The 15,122-nt window shown below is 56.6% G+C and carries 15 protein-coding genes; 4 read left to right on the top strand and 11 right to left on the bottom strand.

Going from position 1 to position 15,122, the window contains the following annotated elements; all coding sequences use genetic code 11:
• Positions 1-14 precede the first annotated feature (14 nt).
• A complete protein-coding gene (locus AACY26_RS10480; protein WP_339513732.1) occupies positions 15-752 on the top strand; it encodes a hypothetical protein in 738 nt (245 codons plus the stop codon).
• 56 nt (positions 753-808) lie between these two features.
• Here the strand turns inward: AACY26_RS10480 and AACY26_RS10485 are convergent, their stop codons facing one another.
• The 3 genes from AACY26_RS10485 to AACY26_RS10495 form a co-directional block, all read right to left on the bottom strand.
• On the bottom strand, positions 809-2,215 hold the full coding sequence (locus AACY26_RS10485) for an aminoacyl-tRNA deacylase and HDOD domain-containing protein (protein WP_339513734.1): 1,407 nt from the start codon (positions 2,213-2,215) through the stop codon (positions 809-811).
• A gap of 128 nt (positions 2,216-2,343) precedes the next feature.
• A complete protein-coding gene (gene recG, locus AACY26_RS10490) occupies positions 2,344-4,419 on the bottom strand; it encodes an ATP-dependent DNA helicase RecG (RefSeq protein ID WP_339513736.1) in 2,076 nt (691 codons plus the stop codon).
• An 8-nt stretch (positions 4,420-4,427) separates the two neighbouring features.
• Positions 4,428-5,354, bottom strand: a complete 927-nt coding sequence (locus AACY26_RS10495; protein WP_089360203.1) for a hydrogen peroxide-inducible genes activator — start codon at positions 5,352-5,354, stop codon at positions 4,428-4,430.
• A 98-nt stretch (positions 5,355-5,452) separates the two neighbouring features.
• On the opposite strand from AACY26_RS10495, the gene AACY26_RS10500 reads away from it, so the two are divergent.
• Complete coding sequence (locus tag AACY26_RS10500; protein ID WP_339514103.1) at positions 5,453-6,310, top strand: SDR family oxidoreductase; 858 nt, start codon at positions 5,453-5,455, stop codon at positions 6,308-6,310.
• Positions 6,311-6,388: 78 nt separating this feature from the next.
• Here AACY26_RS10500 and AACY26_RS10505 read toward each other — a convergent pair whose 3' ends face one another.
• From AACY26_RS10505 to AACY26_RS10535, 7 genes are all read right to left on the bottom strand, one after another.
• Entirely contained in the window at positions 6,389-6,769 is a 381-nt protein-coding gene (locus AACY26_RS10505) for a RidA family protein (protein ID WP_010489176.1), read from the bottom strand.
• Positions 6,770-6,835: 66 nt separating this feature from the next.
• Positions 6,836-8,944 (bottom strand): bifunctional GTP diphosphokinase/guanosine-3',5'-bis pyrophosphate 3'-pyrophosphohydrolase, encoded by a 2,109-nt coding sequence (gene spoT, locus AACY26_RS10510; protein ID WP_339513739.1) that lies wholly within the window; start codon positions 8,942-8,944, stop codon positions 6,836-6,838.
• A gap of 60 nt (positions 8,945-9,004) precedes the next feature.
• Positions 9,005-9,268: a DNA-directed RNA polymerase subunit omega gene (gene rpoZ, locus AACY26_RS10515; RefSeq protein ID WP_010489179.1), complete on the bottom strand. Its 264-nt coding sequence runs from the start codon at positions 9,266-9,268 to the stop codon at positions 9,005-9,007.
• Between the two features lie 116 nt (positions 9,269-9,384).
• On the bottom strand, positions 9,385-10,005 hold the full coding sequence (gene gmk, locus AACY26_RS10520; RefSeq protein WP_339513742.1) for a guanylate kinase: 621 nt from the start codon (positions 10,003-10,005) through the stop codon (positions 9,385-9,387).
• Between the two features lie 174 nt (positions 10,006-10,179).
• Positions 10,180-11,094: a nucleotidyl transferase AbiEii/AbiGii toxin family protein gene (locus tag AACY26_RS10525; RefSeq protein ID WP_339513744.1), complete on the bottom strand. Its 915-nt coding sequence runs from the start codon at positions 11,092-11,094 to the stop codon at positions 10,180-10,182.
• A 5-nt stretch (positions 11,095-11,099) separates the two neighbouring features.
• On the bottom strand, positions 11,100-11,873 hold the full coding sequence (locus tag AACY26_RS10530; RefSeq protein WP_339513746.1) for a type IV toxin-antitoxin system AbiEi family antitoxin domain-containing protein: 774 nt from the start codon (positions 11,871-11,873) through the stop codon (positions 11,100-11,102).
• Between the two features lie 245 nt (positions 11,874-12,118).
• On the bottom strand, positions 12,119-12,982 hold the full coding sequence (locus AACY26_RS10535) for a YicC/YloC family endoribonuclease (protein WP_339513748.1): 864 nt from the start codon (positions 12,980-12,982) through the stop codon (positions 12,119-12,121).
• A 154-nt stretch (positions 12,983-13,136) separates the two neighbouring features.
• Here AACY26_RS10535 and rph point away from each other — a divergent pair, with 154 nt between their 5' ends.
• Positions 13,137-13,859, top strand: a complete 723-nt coding sequence (gene rph, locus AACY26_RS10540) for a ribonuclease PH (protein ID WP_339513750.1) — start codon at positions 13,137-13,139, stop codon at positions 13,857-13,859.
• An 18-nt stretch (positions 13,860-13,877) separates the two neighbouring features.
• Complete coding sequence (locus AACY26_RS10545) at positions 13,878-14,243, top strand: DUF4870 domain-containing protein (RefSeq protein ID WP_339513752.1); 366 nt, start codon at positions 13,878-13,880, stop codon at positions 14,241-14,243.
• A gap of 57 nt (positions 14,244-14,300) precedes the next feature.
• Here AACY26_RS10545 and AACY26_RS10550 read toward each other — a convergent pair whose 3' ends face one another.
• The gene (locus AACY26_RS10550) at positions 14,301-15,080 is read right to left on the bottom strand and encodes an exodeoxyribonuclease III (protein WP_010489186.1); all 780 of its coding nucleotides are present in this window, start codon (positions 15,078-15,080) and stop codon (positions 14,301-14,303) included.
• Positions 15,081-15,122: the final 42 nt, after the last annotated feature.

Consider the following 15,122-nt stretch of genomic DNA (forward strand, 5'->3'; position numbering starts at 1 on the left):
TCGGAAGCTGACTAATGCGTATTTTGCTGACTCTGTTGTGTTTGGCCATGGCTCCTTTGGCCCAGGCCGCGCCAGCCAAAGTTGAAGATCTTGCCGCAGTCTTTGAACTGTCTGGTGTGCGCTTGTTATGTGATCAAACCTTGCCGCTGATGCAGCGGGGGCTGGACGCCAAGCAAAAAGCCCAGGTCGACAAGCTTTTTACCGCTGACAAGCTCTGTGATGACCTGGCGAACAGGCTTTCAGCCCAGATCGACTCTGAGCAACTGGAACAGGCGCGTCAGTTGCTGAGCAGTCCACTGGCCGAGCATTTCACCCAGGCCGAGCGAGCTGTTGCAGTTGATGGGGCAGAACAGCTTGCTGATTACCGCAAAAAGCTTTCAGAGCGTGCGCCCAGATCCAGCCGCCTGGCCTTGGTGAAGCGTCTTGATAGCGCCGCTCGCACCACGCAGATGGCGACTTTGCTTCGCTATGAGTCGGGTAAGACCCAGGCGCTTATGACACTCAAAGCGCGGGGCGAGCGCCTGGACGAACAAGGGTTGAGTGCCAAGACCGCTGAACATCAGCGGGCGCTCCATGACTCCAGCCAGAAAGCGGTAGAAAGCTATATGCTGTTTGCCTACCGGCGTATTCCTAGCGATCAACTTGAGCAATATGCTGCCTTGTACGAGCAGCCGGCGGTCAAGCAGTTGCTAGATAGCACCATGCAGGCGCTGCCTGAGTTATTTGCCGAGCGGCGCGCACAGCTGCCTTGAATTGATGCTGTGCATTCAAAGGGCCGCGACGCAGGCCCTTTGTGTTGTACAGGCTGTTAATGCGTTGGATGAATCAACGACGCCAGCTCACGCAATGCCACTTCGGCTGCCAGTACTTCACTGACCACCGCTTCAGCTTTATCGCGGTTGATTTGCAATGAATCGAGCAGGCTTTGCGGGACCTCGGAGCATGGCCCGGAGCCTATTCCTCGGTTGCGTAGCAAATGCACGGCGAGGTTCACCAGCCTTGGATAGGCTGCATTGGCCTCGCTGTAATCCGGGTCGTTCTGAAAGCGCAGGGCATTGGCCAGTTCTTCAGGCATGTCCCATGAACGCATCAGCCAAGCACCAATCTGATCACTGCTGATGCCCAGCAGATGATGCTCGATGTAGTTATGGGTCAGGTGTGGATTGGCCTCGATGTGGCGGCAGATCAGCGACAAGTGCGGCGGGAACACATGGGCCAAGACCAGATAGCCGAAGTTGTGCAGCAAGCCGGCCAGGTATGTCAGGCCGGCCTCGGGACGTTCGGCACGTGGCATGCTACGGGTCAGGCCTTCAATAACCGCAGCGGTGTAGAGCGCCTGGTGCCAGTAAGGTGTCGACTGCTGTGGCTGGTCCTTGGGCGGGCTTAGGGTTTTGCCTAGAGCGAGCCCCAGTGCCAGGTTGATTACCAGGTCAAAGCCAAGCACGCGGACGATGGCGTCTTCGACCGAGCGGATTTTGCCGGGCGCGGCGTAGTAGGGCGATGCAGCCCAACTAATGACCTGTGCCGCGAGCGCCGGGTCGGTTTCAACCACGCCAGTGATGTCATCGATAGTGGCGTTGGGGTCGACACGTAATTTGATGATTTTCTGCGCTGACTCGGGCAGCGGCGGAATCTCGATGGTCTCTTCAAGGCGTTGTTGAATCCGCCGTGCGGTGAAGGCTTGTACGGCGTTGGTGATTTCGCTGCGGTCGTCGTCGGGGCGGTCGAGGTTGAGCTTGATGTTCTTCAGTGGCTCGCCGAGCAAGGCCGCGCTGGATTTGCTCAGCAGCACTTGCAGGTCAGCACGAGCGATTTCCAGCAAGACGCCGCTTTGGCCTGATTCGATAAATACCGAAGGCGCTTTGAGTAAGCGATCATCATAAAGGCATGGCGAGTTGAGCAGGGGCGGGAGTGCGGGCAACTGGTCTAGCCCGTGCTTGCTGAGCATGCGTTGTTGACGCTCGGCTGTCACTGTAACCAGCTTGCGCCCGGTCAAGTCGGCAAGACGACTCAGGTCGAGTAACTGGTCTTGGCTGAACAGCACCAATAGTGGGCCGACTGCATCTTCAAGCATCACCGCTTGGACGCATTGTGCCGCAGGCAAGTTATTGGTTTTACGTCGAACGCTGAATGTCACCCCAAGCTTTTGCAAAAATTGCACGATAACCAAAGGCGGTTGCAGCAGGTTGTCGTGTGCGTTGTTGGCTTCATTCATTAGAAAATCCGACGTTAATGCGCGAGTAAAAACAACAAATCTAGTTCAAGGCTGCTGTTACACAGGATTGCTGGAAGCATCTTCGCCCATTGTATCGGCGGTGTTACAACAAGGTATACCGCTTGTCGTCAAACTTGGCCGTATTGTTGGCCGTGGCGCAACCATCGTTCAAGCAGCGGGCTGACGTGATTTGGCCAATCATGCAGTAAATGCTGGGCGGCATCCCTAACGGCTGGCAATAGATCTGCATCTCGCATCAGATCCGCCACTTTGAACTGCAGCAAGCCGGTTTGACGCGTGCCGAGCATTTCCCCCGGGCCACGTAGCTCCAGGTCCTTTTCGGCGATGATAAAGCCGTCGCTCGTCTCGCGCATGATGCCCAGGCGTTCACGGCCAATTTGCGAAAGTGGTGGGTGATAAAGCAGTACGCAATGACTCGCTGCGCTCCCGCGACCGACCCGACCGCGTAGCTGGTGCAGCTGTGCGAGGCCCAGTCGCTCAGGGTTTTCAATGATCATCAGGCTGGCATTAGGTACGTCCACGCCGACCTCAATCACAGTGGTTGCGACCAACAACTGCAATTGACCCTGTTTGAAGCGATCCATCACAGCGGCTTTTTCCGAGGGCTTCATGCGGCCGTGGATCAAGCCAACATTGAGACCGCCAAGCGCTGCGCTCAGGTCTTCAAAGGTGGTTTCGGCAGCCTGGCAGGTCAGCTCCTCGGATTCCTCGATCAAAGTGCAGACCCAATAGGCCTGGCGGCCTTCATTGCAGGCTGAGCGAACCCGGTCGACCACTTCGAAGCGTCGGCTGTCAGCCACCAGCACAGTATTGACCGGTGTTCGCCCTGGCGGCAGCTCGTCGAGGATTGAGGTGTCGAGGTCGGCGTATGCGCTCATCGCCAGTGTGCGCGGGATGGGGGTTGCCGTCATGATCAATTGATGCGGGCACATACGCCCGCCAACACCTTTCTGACGCAGTGCCAGGCGCTGTTGCACGCCAAAGCGGTGCTGCTCGTCGATAATCACCAAGGCCAGGCGCTTGAACTTTACTTCATCCTGAAACAGCGCATGGGTACCAACCACCATGGGCACACCGCTGGCAATTTGCTCCAGTGCTGCGGCCCGTGTTTTACCCTTGAGCTTGCCAGCCAGCCAGGCAACTTCGAGCCCCAGCGGTGCGAGCCATTTGCTGAAGTTGATGAAGTGTTGTTCGGCGAGAATTTCCGTCGGCGCCATCAACGCGACTTGGTAGCCTGCTTCCAGGGCTTGCAACGCAGCAAAGGCGGCGACCACGGTTTTACCCGCGCCAACGTCGCCCTGGACAAGGCGTAGCATGGGCTCGGGTTGCGCCAGATCGTAGGCAATCTCGGCGCCGACACGGCGTTGCGCGCCAGTGGGCTGAAAACCAAGGTGGTCGAGAAACAGGGCAGGCAGGCGTGTCGCCACCGGTAGCTCAGGCGCTTGCTGGGCGCGCAAGCTTTCACGCAGCCGCTGCAGCGACAGTTGATGGGTCAGCAGCTCTTCGAATGCCAGGCGGTGCTGCGCCCAGTGCCGGCCCTCAGCAAGCTCTTCGAGATCGGCATCCGGTGGCGGGCGGTGCAGGTAGCGAATGGCTTGATCAAGCGGCTGCAACCTGTACTCATCAGCCAGCGCCGGTGGCAACCAGTCGGGCAGGCTGTGTGGGCCAAGGCGGGCAAGTGTCTGTTCACTGAGTTGGCGCAGGCGTTGCTGGGTCAGCCCCTCGGTCGTCGGGTAGATGGGGGTCAGGGTTTGTTCGACGGCAATGGGTTCAGTACCGGAGGTGGCGCGGTATTCCGGATGGTAGATTTCCAGTCCTGATGAACCCGGGCGGACTTCGCCGTAGCAGCGCACATGGATGCCGCGCTTGAGGCCTTCCTTCTGAGCTTGGCTGAAATGGTAAAAGCGCAGGCTCAGGGTGCCGCTGCCGTCTTGCAGGCGCACCAACAGACTGCGGCGGCGGCCCATGACGATATCCGCGCCAGCGACCACGCCTTCAACCACGGCATCCTGACCGGGGCGCAAGGCGCCAATCGGCACGATGCGGGTGCGATCCTGATAACGCAGCGGCAAGTGGAACAATATGTCCTGGAGCGTTTCCAGTCCGACCTTTGCCAGCTTTTCAGCCAACGCTGCGCCAACGCCCTTGAGCGAGGTGACTGAAACCGCTGCTAACTCCGACATGCCAATCCTTACTCGTTTGACGCCTGCGGCTTGACCACCGAACACAGACGTATGGAGTCAGCCAGGATCTCAATCGCCTTGGGCCGTGGAAAGCTGGCACGCCAGGCAATCGCAACGGTGCGAAATGGCGCGGGCGCCGACAGCGGCCGTACTTCAATCACCCCTGGTGAGTAATGATGACTGTTGACCGCCGAGAGCGGCAGAATCGATACCCCAAGGCCGGAGGCGACCATGTGCCGGATGGTTTCCAGCGAGCTGGACTCGACCGTGGTGTGCTTGGCATTGTTGTCACCGCCCTTGCGCAGCGCCGGGCAGGCTTCCAGTACTTGATCGCGAAAGCAATGCCCTTCGCCAAGCAGGAGCAGGCTTTTGTCGTTGAGCAACTTGCTGTCGATGCTTTTAAGCTCGGTCCATGGATGGCCGGCGGGCAGCAGCGCGTAGAAGGGCTCATCGTAGAGCGGCAGGGTCAGTACGTCGGCTTCCTGAAAAGGCAGGGCGATGATTACTGCATCGAGCTCACCGGTGCGCAGCTTGTCGCGAAGCACGTGGGTGAAGTTTTCCTCGATATACAACGGCATTTGCGGGGCGACGCGGTGCAGTTGCGGAATCAGGTGCGGGAACAGGTACGGGCCAACGGTATAGATAGCGCCAATTTTCAAGGGCGCTGCCAGCTGGTTTTTACCTGCCTGGGCCAGTTCACGGATACCTTGAGCCTGTTCAAGCACCTTTTGCGCTTGAGTGACGATACCTTCACCGACGGGGGTGAGGCGAACTGCACTTTTACTGCGCTCGAAGATCAACACACCGAGCTCATCTTCAAGCTTCTTCACGCCGACAGACAGTGTTGGCTGGCTGACATGGCAACGCTCAGCCGCACGGCCGAAATGCTGTTCATGGGCAAGGGTGACTATGTAGCGCAGTTCGGTCAGGGTCATAGTGTTTATCCATTAAGTTGCGCCTTAGCATAGCCTTTGCAATGCCTGGAACCAACAGCGCTAAACTGTGACGCGAATAAAATCTGGAGAATGATGTGATGGCGTTACCAAGCGTGTTGATCGCGGGGTGCGGAGATGTAGGCACCCGTTTGGGTTTACAGTTGGCTGACCAGGGTTGGACAGCCTATGGCTTGCGCCGCTCGGCCCAGGCCCTGCCAGAGCCGATCAGGCCGGTGGCGGGCGATTTGAGTGTCGCCCAGTGTCCGGCGGACTGGCCGCAAGGCTCGATTGATTATCTGGTTTATTGCGCAGCAGCCACTGTGCACGATGAGGCCGGTTATCGCACCGCCTATATTGATGGTATGCGTCATGTGTTGGCATGGTTGAAGCAATGCCAGCAAACACCCAGGCGACTGCTCTTCGTATCGAGTAGCGGTGTTTATGGCCAGCAAGATGGCAGCTGGGTCGATGAGACCTCGGCTACCGAGGCGACAGGGTTCTCCGGCAAGGTCATGGTTGAAGCCGAGCAACTGGCGCTGGATTCGACTATTGCCACCACCCTGGTGCGCTTGACCGGGATTTATGGCCCAGGCCGTGAGTGGCTGCTCAACCAAGTGCGTCAGGGCTACCGGGTAACGAGCGAGCCGCCGCTCTATGGCAATCGCATTCATGTCGATGATGCGGCCGGCCTGTTGGCGTTTTTGCTGCAAGCAGACGCCAAAGGTGTGCCGCTACAGGATTGCTACATCGGCGTTGATGATGCACCGGCGCCACTGCATGAAGTGGTTGCCTGGTTGCGTGAGCAACTGGGCGTCAGTCACTGGGCCGAAGAATCGAGGGTGCGTCGTGCGGGCAGTAAGCGCTGCAGTAATGCGCGGGCTAAAGCCTTGGGCTGGACGCCAAAATACGCCAGTTATCAACAGGGCTATGCGGCGATTTTGCAGGCGTTGGGCTGATGAACGAGGGAAGGGAGGCTATCAACTCATGGCCAGTTTAATCGCTGGCCATGAGCAGTGTCTGGACTTGCCGGCGGCTTATTCGATAACCAGGATCGCGTCCATCTCAACCTGCGCGCCTTTTGGCAGGGCCGCAACGCCAATTGCCGCGCGCGCCGGGTATGGCGGCTCGAAGTAACGGCCCATGACTTCGTTCACAGTGGCGAAGTGCGACAGGTCGGTGAGGAAGATATTGAGCTTGACGATATCCTTGAAGGTACCGCCTGCAGCTTCAGCAACGCATTTGAGGTTCTCGAACACCTGGACGGTCTGCGCTTCAAAGCCTTCAACCAACTCCATGGTTTTTGGGTCGAGCGGAATCTGGCCGGACATGTACAGGGTGTTGCCCGCTTTGATCGCTTGCGAGTAAGTGCCAATGGCTGCTGGTGCTTTGTCGCTGGTGATTACGCTTTTGCTCATGGAATGCTCCTGATTGATGGAAAGCAGACGGGCGTCTGCTCATAGCCGGCTATTGGCGGGCTGTGCCTATGCCTTGACGCGGGTGATGCGCATGACCCCTTTGAGGGCACGCAGCTTCTTGATCACGCGGGCCAGGTGCACGCGGTCATGCACGCTGACCACCAGTTGTACCACGCTGATGCGACCGTCGCGCTCGTCCATGCTGATTTTTTCGATATTGCCGTCAGCGCCGTTAACGCTGCTGGCCAGCAAGGCAATCAAGCCACGCTGGTGTTCAAGTTCGACCCGCAGTTCAACATTGAATTCGCCGGTGACATCTTTCGCCCACGACAGCTGAATGCATTTTTCTGGGTTATTGCGCACGTCGCCGATATTGCGGCAGGTTTCCAGGTGAACAACCATGCCTTTGCCCGCCGACAAGTGACCGACAATCGGGTCGCCCGGAATCGGTGTGCAGCACTTGGCATAACTGAGCACCAAGCCTTCGGTGCCACGGATCGCCAGCGGGCTCTCGGTATTGGGCAGTTCTTCGCCGTCACTGGCGAGCAGGCGGCGAGCGACCACGTAGGCCATGCGATTGCCCAGGCCGATGTCTTCGAGCAGATCCTCGATCACTTCTAGCTTGTACTCATTGAGTGCATGCTGGATGCGTTCAGCCGGGATTTTCTCAAGGTTGTACTCGAAGCTGGCGAGCACTTTGTTGAGCAGTCGCTCACCGAGGCTTATCGACTCGGAACGGCGCTGCTGCTTGAGCGCGTGGCGAATATGGGTGCGGGCCTTTCCTGTCACCACGAAATTGAGCCATGCCGGATTCGGGCGGGCACCTGGAGCGCTGACAATCTCGACCGTCGAGCCGCTTTCAAGCGCTTGGGACAATGGCGCCAAGCGACGGTTTATGCGACAGGCAATGCAGGTGTTACCAACGTCGGTGTGCACCGCATAGGCGAAGTCGACCGCGGTGGAGCCTTTCGGCAGCTCCATGATGCGGCCTTTAGGGGTGAAGACATAGACCTCGTCCGGGAACAGGTCGATCTTCACACTCTCGATGAATTCCAGCGAGTTACCCGCACGTTGCTGCATTTCCAGCACGCCTTTGACCCACTGGCGGGCGCGTGCGTGAGTGCCTTTGGGTTGTTCGTCGTCGTTGGATTTATACAGCCAGTGGGCGGCGATACCGTTGTTGGCCATCTCTTCCATTTCGTGGGTGCGAATCTGGATTTCGATGGGCACCCCGTGCATGCCGAACAAGGTGGTATGCAGCGACTGGTAGCCGTTGGCCTTGGGGATCGCGATGTAATCCTTGAAGCGCCCAGGCAATGGCTTATAAAGGTTATGCACGGCGCCGAGCACGCGGTAGCAGGTGTCGACCTTATCCACCACGATACGGAAGGCGTAAACGTCCATGATCTCGTTGAAGGCCCGGCGCTTGCCGCGCATCTTCTGGTAGATACCGTAAAGGTGCTTCTCGCGGCCCAATACATTGCCTTCGAGGCCTTCGCGCTCCAGGCAGTGCACCAGTGACTCTTCGATCTTGTTGACGATCTCTTTGCGGTTGCCGCGCGCGCGTCTGACCGAGGCGCGAATCAGCTCGGAGCGCATCGGGTGCATGGCTTTAAAGCCAAGGTCCTCAAACTCCACACGCATGCTGTGCATGCCGAGTCGATTGGCGATGGGCGCGTAGATTTCCAGGGTTTCCTTGGCAATGCGCCGGCGCTTTTCGCCAGACAGCACCTCAAGCGTGCGCATGTTGTGCAGGCGATCAGCGAGCTTGACCAGGATCACGCGAATATCGCGGGCCATGGCCATGGCCATCTTCTGGAAGTTTTCAGCTTGGGCTTCAGCCTTGGTCTCGAAGTTCATCTGGGTCAGCTTACTGACCCCGTCGACCAGTTCCGCCACGGACTCGCCAAACTGCGCTTGCAGGGCTTCCTTGGCGATACCGGTGTCTTCGATTACGTCATGCAGCATTGCGGCCATCAGGCTTTGATGGTCCATGTGCATTTCGGCAAGGATGGAAGCTACCGCCAGCGGGTGCGTGACGTAGGCTTCGCCACTGCGGCGGCGTTGGCCGTCGTGGGCTTGTTCAGCGTAGTAGTACGCGCGGCGGACCAGATTGACCTGGTCGTGGCCGAGGTAGGTCGAAAGTCGATCGGCGAGGGCGTCTAGACTCGGCATAAGAAATTCTCCTGCTGAGTGTTGTGACCCTGCGCCTTGCGACGTCGACCCGGCATAGGCTTACTGAGACTCGTTAGCCTCGTCCTCGAAGGCTGCAAACAGCGGCTCTTCTTCGACGATCTCGTCTTGGGCGATAACGTCGTAATCAACCAGACCAGCAGCAATTTCACGCAGCGCAACTACGGTTGGCTTGTCGTTTTCCCAAGCCAGTTTTGGCTCTTTGCCGCCAGTGGCGAGTTGACGTGAACGCTTGGTGGCCAGCATGACCAGCTCAAAGCGGTTATCAACGTTGTCCAGGCAATCTTCAACGGTAACGCGGGCCATGGTGTTCCTCGTAACAAATGCAAGTAAAGCTGGGCCCAAATGGGCGAGCGGACTCAATAGTCTAAAAAATCACCAGCATTAAGGGAAGCTTTAGTTTTGCCAGAGCGCCGTACGGCTTACCCCAACAGCTCGCTGAGCAGGCCGGCGTGACGCTGCTGTTGTGAGTTCTGCTGCAGCTGATTGGCGCGGAAAATCGCTTTCAGGTCGCTCAGTGCATGGGCAAAGTCATCATTGATGATCAGAAAGTCGTATTCGACATAGTGGCTCATTTCGCTGACAGCTTCACGCATGCGTTGTTCGATGATTTCGCCGCTGTCCTGGCCGCGGTTGGTCAGGCGATGGCGCAAGGCTTCCTGGGTCGGCGGCAAAATGAAGATCGAGCGCGAATCAGGCATCAGGCGGCGTACTTGCTGGGCGCCTTGCCAGTCGATTTCAAGAATCAGGTCGTAACCTTCAGCCAGAGTTTGCTCGACCCAGGTTTGCGAAGTGCCGTAGAGATTGCCAAAGACTTCAGCGTGTTCAAGGAATTCGCCCTTATCGAGCATGGCCTGGAACTGCGCACGGTCGACGAAGTGGTAATTAACCCCGTCCGTTTCGCCTGGGCGCATGGCGCGGGTGGTGTGCGAGACCGAGACACGAATCATCGCCTCGCTGTCGATCAGCGCCTTGACCAAGCTGGTCTTGCCGGCGCCGGATGGGGCGGAAATGATGTAGAGGGTGCCGGTGGTAAGGCTCATGATTGCATCCTGAAAAAGCGGTTTGCCAAGCGTAGCAGCGTATGGCGACACATTATAAGGATGTTGTCGGCGGCTGCATCGGGCAATCGTGATTTTCCTCAGTTGCCGGCCACGGCATGGAGCGCAGGTTGATTGGTCAAGACCAACTCTGCGGCGCTTGTGAGCTGGGAATTATTACATCGCCAGGGTTTCTTTAAGCCTCAGGTAAGCCGCGGCATGTTTTTCTGGCGTCATGCTGGCCAGGTTTTGCAGTTTCCAGCGGACGGCTGGTAGCTGGTCAATATTGGGAAGTCCAAGAAGAGTCCAGTCAGGTGTACGATTTTTGAATGACAGTAAAAATGCCCGTTCCTGGGGTGTCAGTGAGGTGTTGATGAGGCTTATCAGTTGTTCCCGTGTTGCTTCAAGGTCAGCCTGGGGGATGTCTTGATCGGCCATATTGCGAAATTCCCCTGCGTAGACACCGGTAATGTCTTTGAGGTTTGGCCTGAGCAGTTCGGCAATAGGTCGAGGATGGCTGATGATGTATACCAGCAGAGCTTTGCGAAGATCAGCTGTGAGTCCTTCGGTGTCGAGTAGTTGCTTGACGTCGAAAAGGTCTCGCGGGTGTTGGCGATCCAGCGCGGCGCATATTTTGCCAGCATACAAATCCGCGAAACTCACGACTGCCATCTCGGCGAAACCAAACTCATCTTCAACGGCTTCACTGACCGCTACTACTTCAGGCTTGAAGACCGTACCGCGCAGCACAGGAGAGAGTTCTATTTTGATTTGAACGCCATCCCGCTCTACCAATAGACGCAGAGCATCCGCTTTATCCTTGAACGAGTAGGTAACCCTCGTATTGTCGATACTTGTCATGATGCTGAGAGCTAGTGAGTTCAGGTTATCCCTTATGGTCTGCAGGGCCTCATGCCGCTCAATCATGGGCAGGAAAACTAGATCGATATCCACCGAAAGCCGGGGAAAGTTACGAATAAACAGATTGATAGCTGTTCCACCCTTGAGGGCGAAGCAGTCGTGCTGGGCAACGAAAGGAATAAGCTGCAGCAGTAGCTGGACTTGTCGATAGTAATGGCTTTGTCTGTCCATGCCATTTACATCTCTTTTGGCACGGTGATTTGCCAGGTTGGCTCAAGCTTGCCCCCTTTTGCGAGCAGTCGCTTACCGTTTCCCAGGGCATATTGATCTGGTCTTAGGTGCTTGAACCAGGCGGGTTGGTGTTTTTCTGCCAGCCAGAGAAAGAGCCGTTTCGCTTTGATGCTGCAACATGCTTTCAGCAAGGTGTCCAGCTTGCGTGGCGAGAGGTTGTGCAATCCCTGCATAAGCTGGTCAGCATGTTCAAAACTGATGCTGTTTGGCACCCCTACCAAGAGCTCTAGAATGGCTTTTTCTGGGCAGGAGTAGTGCAGTGGATCGCATGATGCCTGCCAGCTGTCTTGCCGGAGATACTTATCGTCTTGCATCAGTGTCTCTGGCCACAGGCGGCGTGTGCCGTGCCACTCAAACTGCGCTGGGATTTCAATTCTGCTGAGCCACCGAGGAAGCGCTATATCGCAATAGAGCTGAACTCTTGGCTTGCTTCCTTTGGACAGGTAATGGCCAAGACCTTCTAGCTCTAATGCGGTTAAACCTCCGATATGGACAGGTACCTCGGACATGCGCTGCAAAGAGGCAACAATACCTTTCCAGGATAGCCTTGCTTCCTGTCTTGCATAAACACCGGCTACTAGCGGGATCAACGTCCGGTTTCGCACCGCATTGTCTAGAAAGTGCAGGTTAAGCCCTTGTGCCTCCAGCCATGACTTGGTGGCTACCATATCCAAAGGCAGCACCTTCTGTAGCCGCTGTCTGGCTTCAGTATTCAACATGGCTGGTCTCAATCTGGTTTTAAAAAGGTGAAATGTACGTCAACTATTGACGTGATTTCGACATTTATCAAACCGATTGGCTTCTTTTGGTTTGAAAAATTATAATTTCACGTCAATTAATGCCGTGAAATTAATGATTTTTAAACTCTATCTTGTCGAATATGGTTCAGGCTTTCTCACAAATAAGGGCGCATCTGCATTGCTAATATCTGGACCTGTATGGCATTGCTGGATGGTTGAAAACATCACTCGATATTCTGCACTTGCTCGCGCATTTGCTCGATCAGGACCTTGAGATTGACGGCCGCCTGGGTGCTGCGCGCATCAAACGCCTTGGAGCCCAGGGTGTTGGCTTCGCGATTGAGTTCCTGCATCAAGAAATCAAGGCGGCGGCCAGCGGCTCCCGGCGTTTTCAGTACCCGGCGAACTTCTGTAACGTGAGTGCTTAGCCGGTCGAGCTCTTCGGCTACATCACTTTTTTGTGCAAGCAAGACCATTTCCTGTTCCAGGCGTTGCGGGTCCAGTTCGGCTTGCATCTCCTTGCAGCGCTCGAGAATCTTCTGGCGCTGGGTGCTGAGCATCTGGGGAACCAGCTCGCGCAGTGCGTTGACTTCCTCAGTGATGCCGTCCAGCCGGTCATTGAGCAGCTTTGCCAGTTCAATGCCTTCGCGGGCGCGGCCTTGCTTGAGCTCATCAAGGGCCTGTTTGAAGCTGCTGAGCGCGGCCTTGTTGAGTGCTTGAGGATCTGCCGAGTCGGCGACCAGAACGCCGGGCCAGCCAAGGACCTCGAGCGGGTTGAGCGGCGCGGGCTGTTTGATCAGGCCCGCGACAATTTCGGCGGCTGCTACCAGTTGTGAAGCGCGCTCGCGATCGACTTGCAGGGGTTTGCCGGCGCTTTCTTCGGTAAAGCGCAATGTGCATTCGAGCTTGCCACGCGAAAGCCCCTGGCGCAGGGCTTCACGCACAGCGCCCTCAAGGTCGCGAAATGCTTCTGGCAGCCGCAGGTGGGGTTCAAGATAACGGTGGTTAACCGAGCGCAGTTCCCAGCTAAGGGTTCCGTGGGCCGTCACCTGTTCGGTGCGGGCGAAGGCAGTCATGCTGTGGATCATGCGCGAACCTCTGGAATAAATCGGGGTAAAACAGGCCTGTGTAAGGCCGGTGATTGTAGCGCAGTGCGTCGGCCCGGCCCAATTGGTCATGTCGTCGTAGCCTATGGCGCCCTATAATGACGCCCAGATTTCAATTCAGAGCAGGAATTCCTTGATGAAACGTCCAAGTGGCCGCGCCGCTGATCAACTCCGTGAAGTCCGTATCACCCGTAACTACACCAAGCATGCGGAGGGTTCGGTGCTGGTTGAGTTCGGTGATACCAAAGTGATTTGTACGGTCAGCGTCGAGTCTGGCGTACCGCGCTTTCTTAAAGGCCAGGGCCAGGGCTGGTTGACCGCCGAGTACGGCATGTTGCCGCGTGCCACCGGTGATCGTAACCAGCGTGAAGCCAGTCGCGGCAAGCAAGGTGGTCGTACGCTGGAAATTCAGCGTCTGATTGGCCGCTCATTGCGCGCTGCCCTGGATATGTCCAAGATCGGTGAGTTCACCCTGTACGTCGATTGCGACGTGATCCAGGCGGATGGCGGTACCCGTACTGCATCGATTACCGGCTCCATGGTTGCCCTGATTGATGCGCTCAAAATGATCAAGAAACGTGGCGGCCTGAAAAATGGCGATCCACTCAAGCAGATGATTGCTGCGGTGTCGGTAGGCATGTATCAGGGTGAGCCGGTGCTTGATCTCGATTATCCGGAAGACTCCGCTGCCGAGACAGACCTGAACGTGGTGATGACCAACGCTGGTGGCTTTATTGAGGTGCAGGGCACCGCTGAAGGCGCACCTTTCCAGCCGGAGCAACTCAATGCCATGCTCGCCCTGGCGCAAAAAGGCATGGACGAGTTGTTTGCTATCCAGCAAGCGGCGTTGGCTGACTAATTTAGCTGGGAGGCAGTGATGGAAGAACAAGTGCCAGTTCCGACACCAAGTCAGGAAGCGCGTCAGTGGGCGATGTTTTGTCACTTCGCGGCCTTTCTTGGCTTCATTTTCCCGTTCGGTAATCTGGTTGGCCCCTTGGTGGTCTGGCAGATCAAGAAGGATCTCGATCCTTTTGTTGATGAGCAGGGTAAAGAGGCGCTGAATTTTCAGATCAGCATTACCATCGCCTTTATGATCAGCGTGCTGTTGATGTTGGTGGTGATTGGTTTTGTGTTGACCACGCTCGTGACCATCGTTGCTGTCGTGCTGGCGATAATCGCCGGTATTAAGGCCAACGAAGGCCAGTCATACCGCTATCCGTTCTGTTGGCGCATCGTCAAATAGGCAGAACTGAGCTACAAAAAAACCGGCATTGAGCCGGTTTTTTTGTAGCTGCTGGTTTTACACGCTGAGAATCCAGTCGTAATCAACCATCAGTGGTGCGTGTTGCGAGAAGCGTGGCTGGCGTGGCAGGCGCGCGCTGCGCACGGTGCGACGCATGCCCGAGGTGAGCAGTTGATAGTCGAAACGATAACCCAGGTTGAGCATTTCAGCTTGCTCGCTATCTGGCCACCAACTGAACTGCTCGCCTTCACGGCTCACTTCACGCAGGGCATCAACATAGCCCATGGTGTTGGTGATTTCGTCCATCCACGCTCGCTCAGGCGCCATAAACCCGGGCGACTGTTGGCAGTCGCGCCAGTTTTTGGCGTCGAGCTTCTGGTGCGCCACATACAGCGAGCCACAATAAATGTACTCACGACGCTTGCGGCGCTGCTTGTCCAAGTAACTGGTAAATTCGTCCATGAACTTGAACTTCTGGTTCAAGCTCTCGTCCCCGCTGAGCCCCGATGGCAACAGCAAGGTGGCGATACTTACCTTGTCGAAATCCGCTTGCAGGTAGCGCCCATAACGATCGGCTGCTTCAAAGCCTAAACCGCTAATCACCGCCTTGGGTTGTAATCGTGAATACAGTGCCACACCACCTTGGTCTGGTACTTCTGCATCACATGCATAGAGGAAATAGCCATCCAGTTGGAAGGCTTGGTCGTCCAGCTCAAAGGCGGAGGCTCGGGTGTCCTGCAGGCAAATCACGTCGGCATTCTGTGCTTGCAGCCAACTGAGCAAACCGCGCTCGACTGCAGCATGAATACCATTCACGTTCACACTGATGATCCGCATAAATGGCCCCCAAAAACACGTGGGTGTATGATACCCGAGGTC

Origin of the sequence: Pseudomonas sp. RL_15y_Pfl2_60 (genome assembly GCF_963970595.1) — a bacterium.
GTDB lineage: Bacteria > Pseudomonadota > Gammaproteobacteria > Pseudomonadales > Pseudomonadaceae > Aquipseudomonas.

What these genes read in the sequence shown, in the direction of transcription:
- rpoZ (WP_010489179.1), bottom strand. Translation starts at nt 9,268, where the DNA reads ATGGCCCGCGTTACCGTTGAAGATTGCCTGGACAACGTTGATAACCGC.
- AACY26_RS10550 (WP_010489186.1), bottom strand. Translation starts at nt 15,080, where the DNA reads ATGCGGATCATCAGTGTGAACGTGAATGGTATTCATGCTGCAGTCGAG.
- AACY26_RS10525 (WP_339513744.1), bottom strand. Translation starts at nt 11,094, where the DNA reads ATGGACAGACAAAGCCATTACTATCGACAAGTCCAGCTACTGCTGCAG.
- rph (WP_339513750.1), top strand. Translation starts at nt 13,137, where the DNA reads ATGAAACGTCCAAGTGGCCGCGCCGCTGATCAACTCCGTGAAGTCCGT.
- AACY26_RS10480 (WP_339513732.1), top strand. Translation starts at nt 15, where the DNA reads ATGCGTATTTTGCTGACTCTGTTGTGTTTGGCCATGGCTCCTTTGGCC.
- AACY26_RS10500 (WP_339514103.1), top strand. Translation starts at nt 5,453, where the DNA reads ATGGCGTTACCAAGCGTGTTGATCGCGGGGTGCGGAGATGTAGGCACC.
- AACY26_RS10535 (WP_339513748.1), bottom strand. Translation starts at nt 12,982, where the DNA reads ATGATCCACAGCATGACTGCCTTCGCCCGCACCGAACAGGTGACGGCC.
- spoT (WP_339513739.1), bottom strand. Translation starts at nt 8,944, where the DNA reads ATGCCGAGTCTAGACGCCCTCGCCGATCGACTTTCGACCTACCTCGGC.
- recG (WP_339513736.1), bottom strand. Translation starts at nt 4,419, where the DNA reads ATGTCGGAGTTAGCAGCGGTTTCAGTCACCTCGCTCAAGGGCGTTGGC.
- AACY26_RS10545 (WP_339513752.1), top strand. Translation starts at nt 13,878, where the DNA reads ATGGAAGAACAAGTGCCAGTTCCGACACCAAGTCAGGAAGCGCGTCAG.
- gmk (WP_339513742.1), bottom strand. Translation starts at nt 10,005, where the DNA reads ATGAGCCTTACCACCGGCACCCTCTACATCATTTCCGCCCCATCCGGC.
- AACY26_RS10505 (WP_010489176.1), bottom strand. Translation starts at nt 6,769, where the DNA reads ATGAGCAAAAGCGTAATCACCAGCGACAAAGCACCAGCAGCCATTGGC.
- AACY26_RS10530 (WP_339513746.1), bottom strand. Translation starts at nt 11,873, where the DNA reads ATGTTGAATACTGAAGCCAGACAGCGGCTACAGAAGGTGCTGCCTTTG.
- AACY26_RS10495 (WP_089360203.1), bottom strand. Translation starts at nt 5,354, where the DNA reads ATGACCCTGACCGAACTGCGCTACATAGTCACCCTTGCCCATGAACAG.
- AACY26_RS10485 (WP_339513734.1), bottom strand. Translation starts at nt 2,215, where the DNA reads ATGAATGAAGCCAACAACGCACACGACAACCTGCTGCAACCGCCTTTG.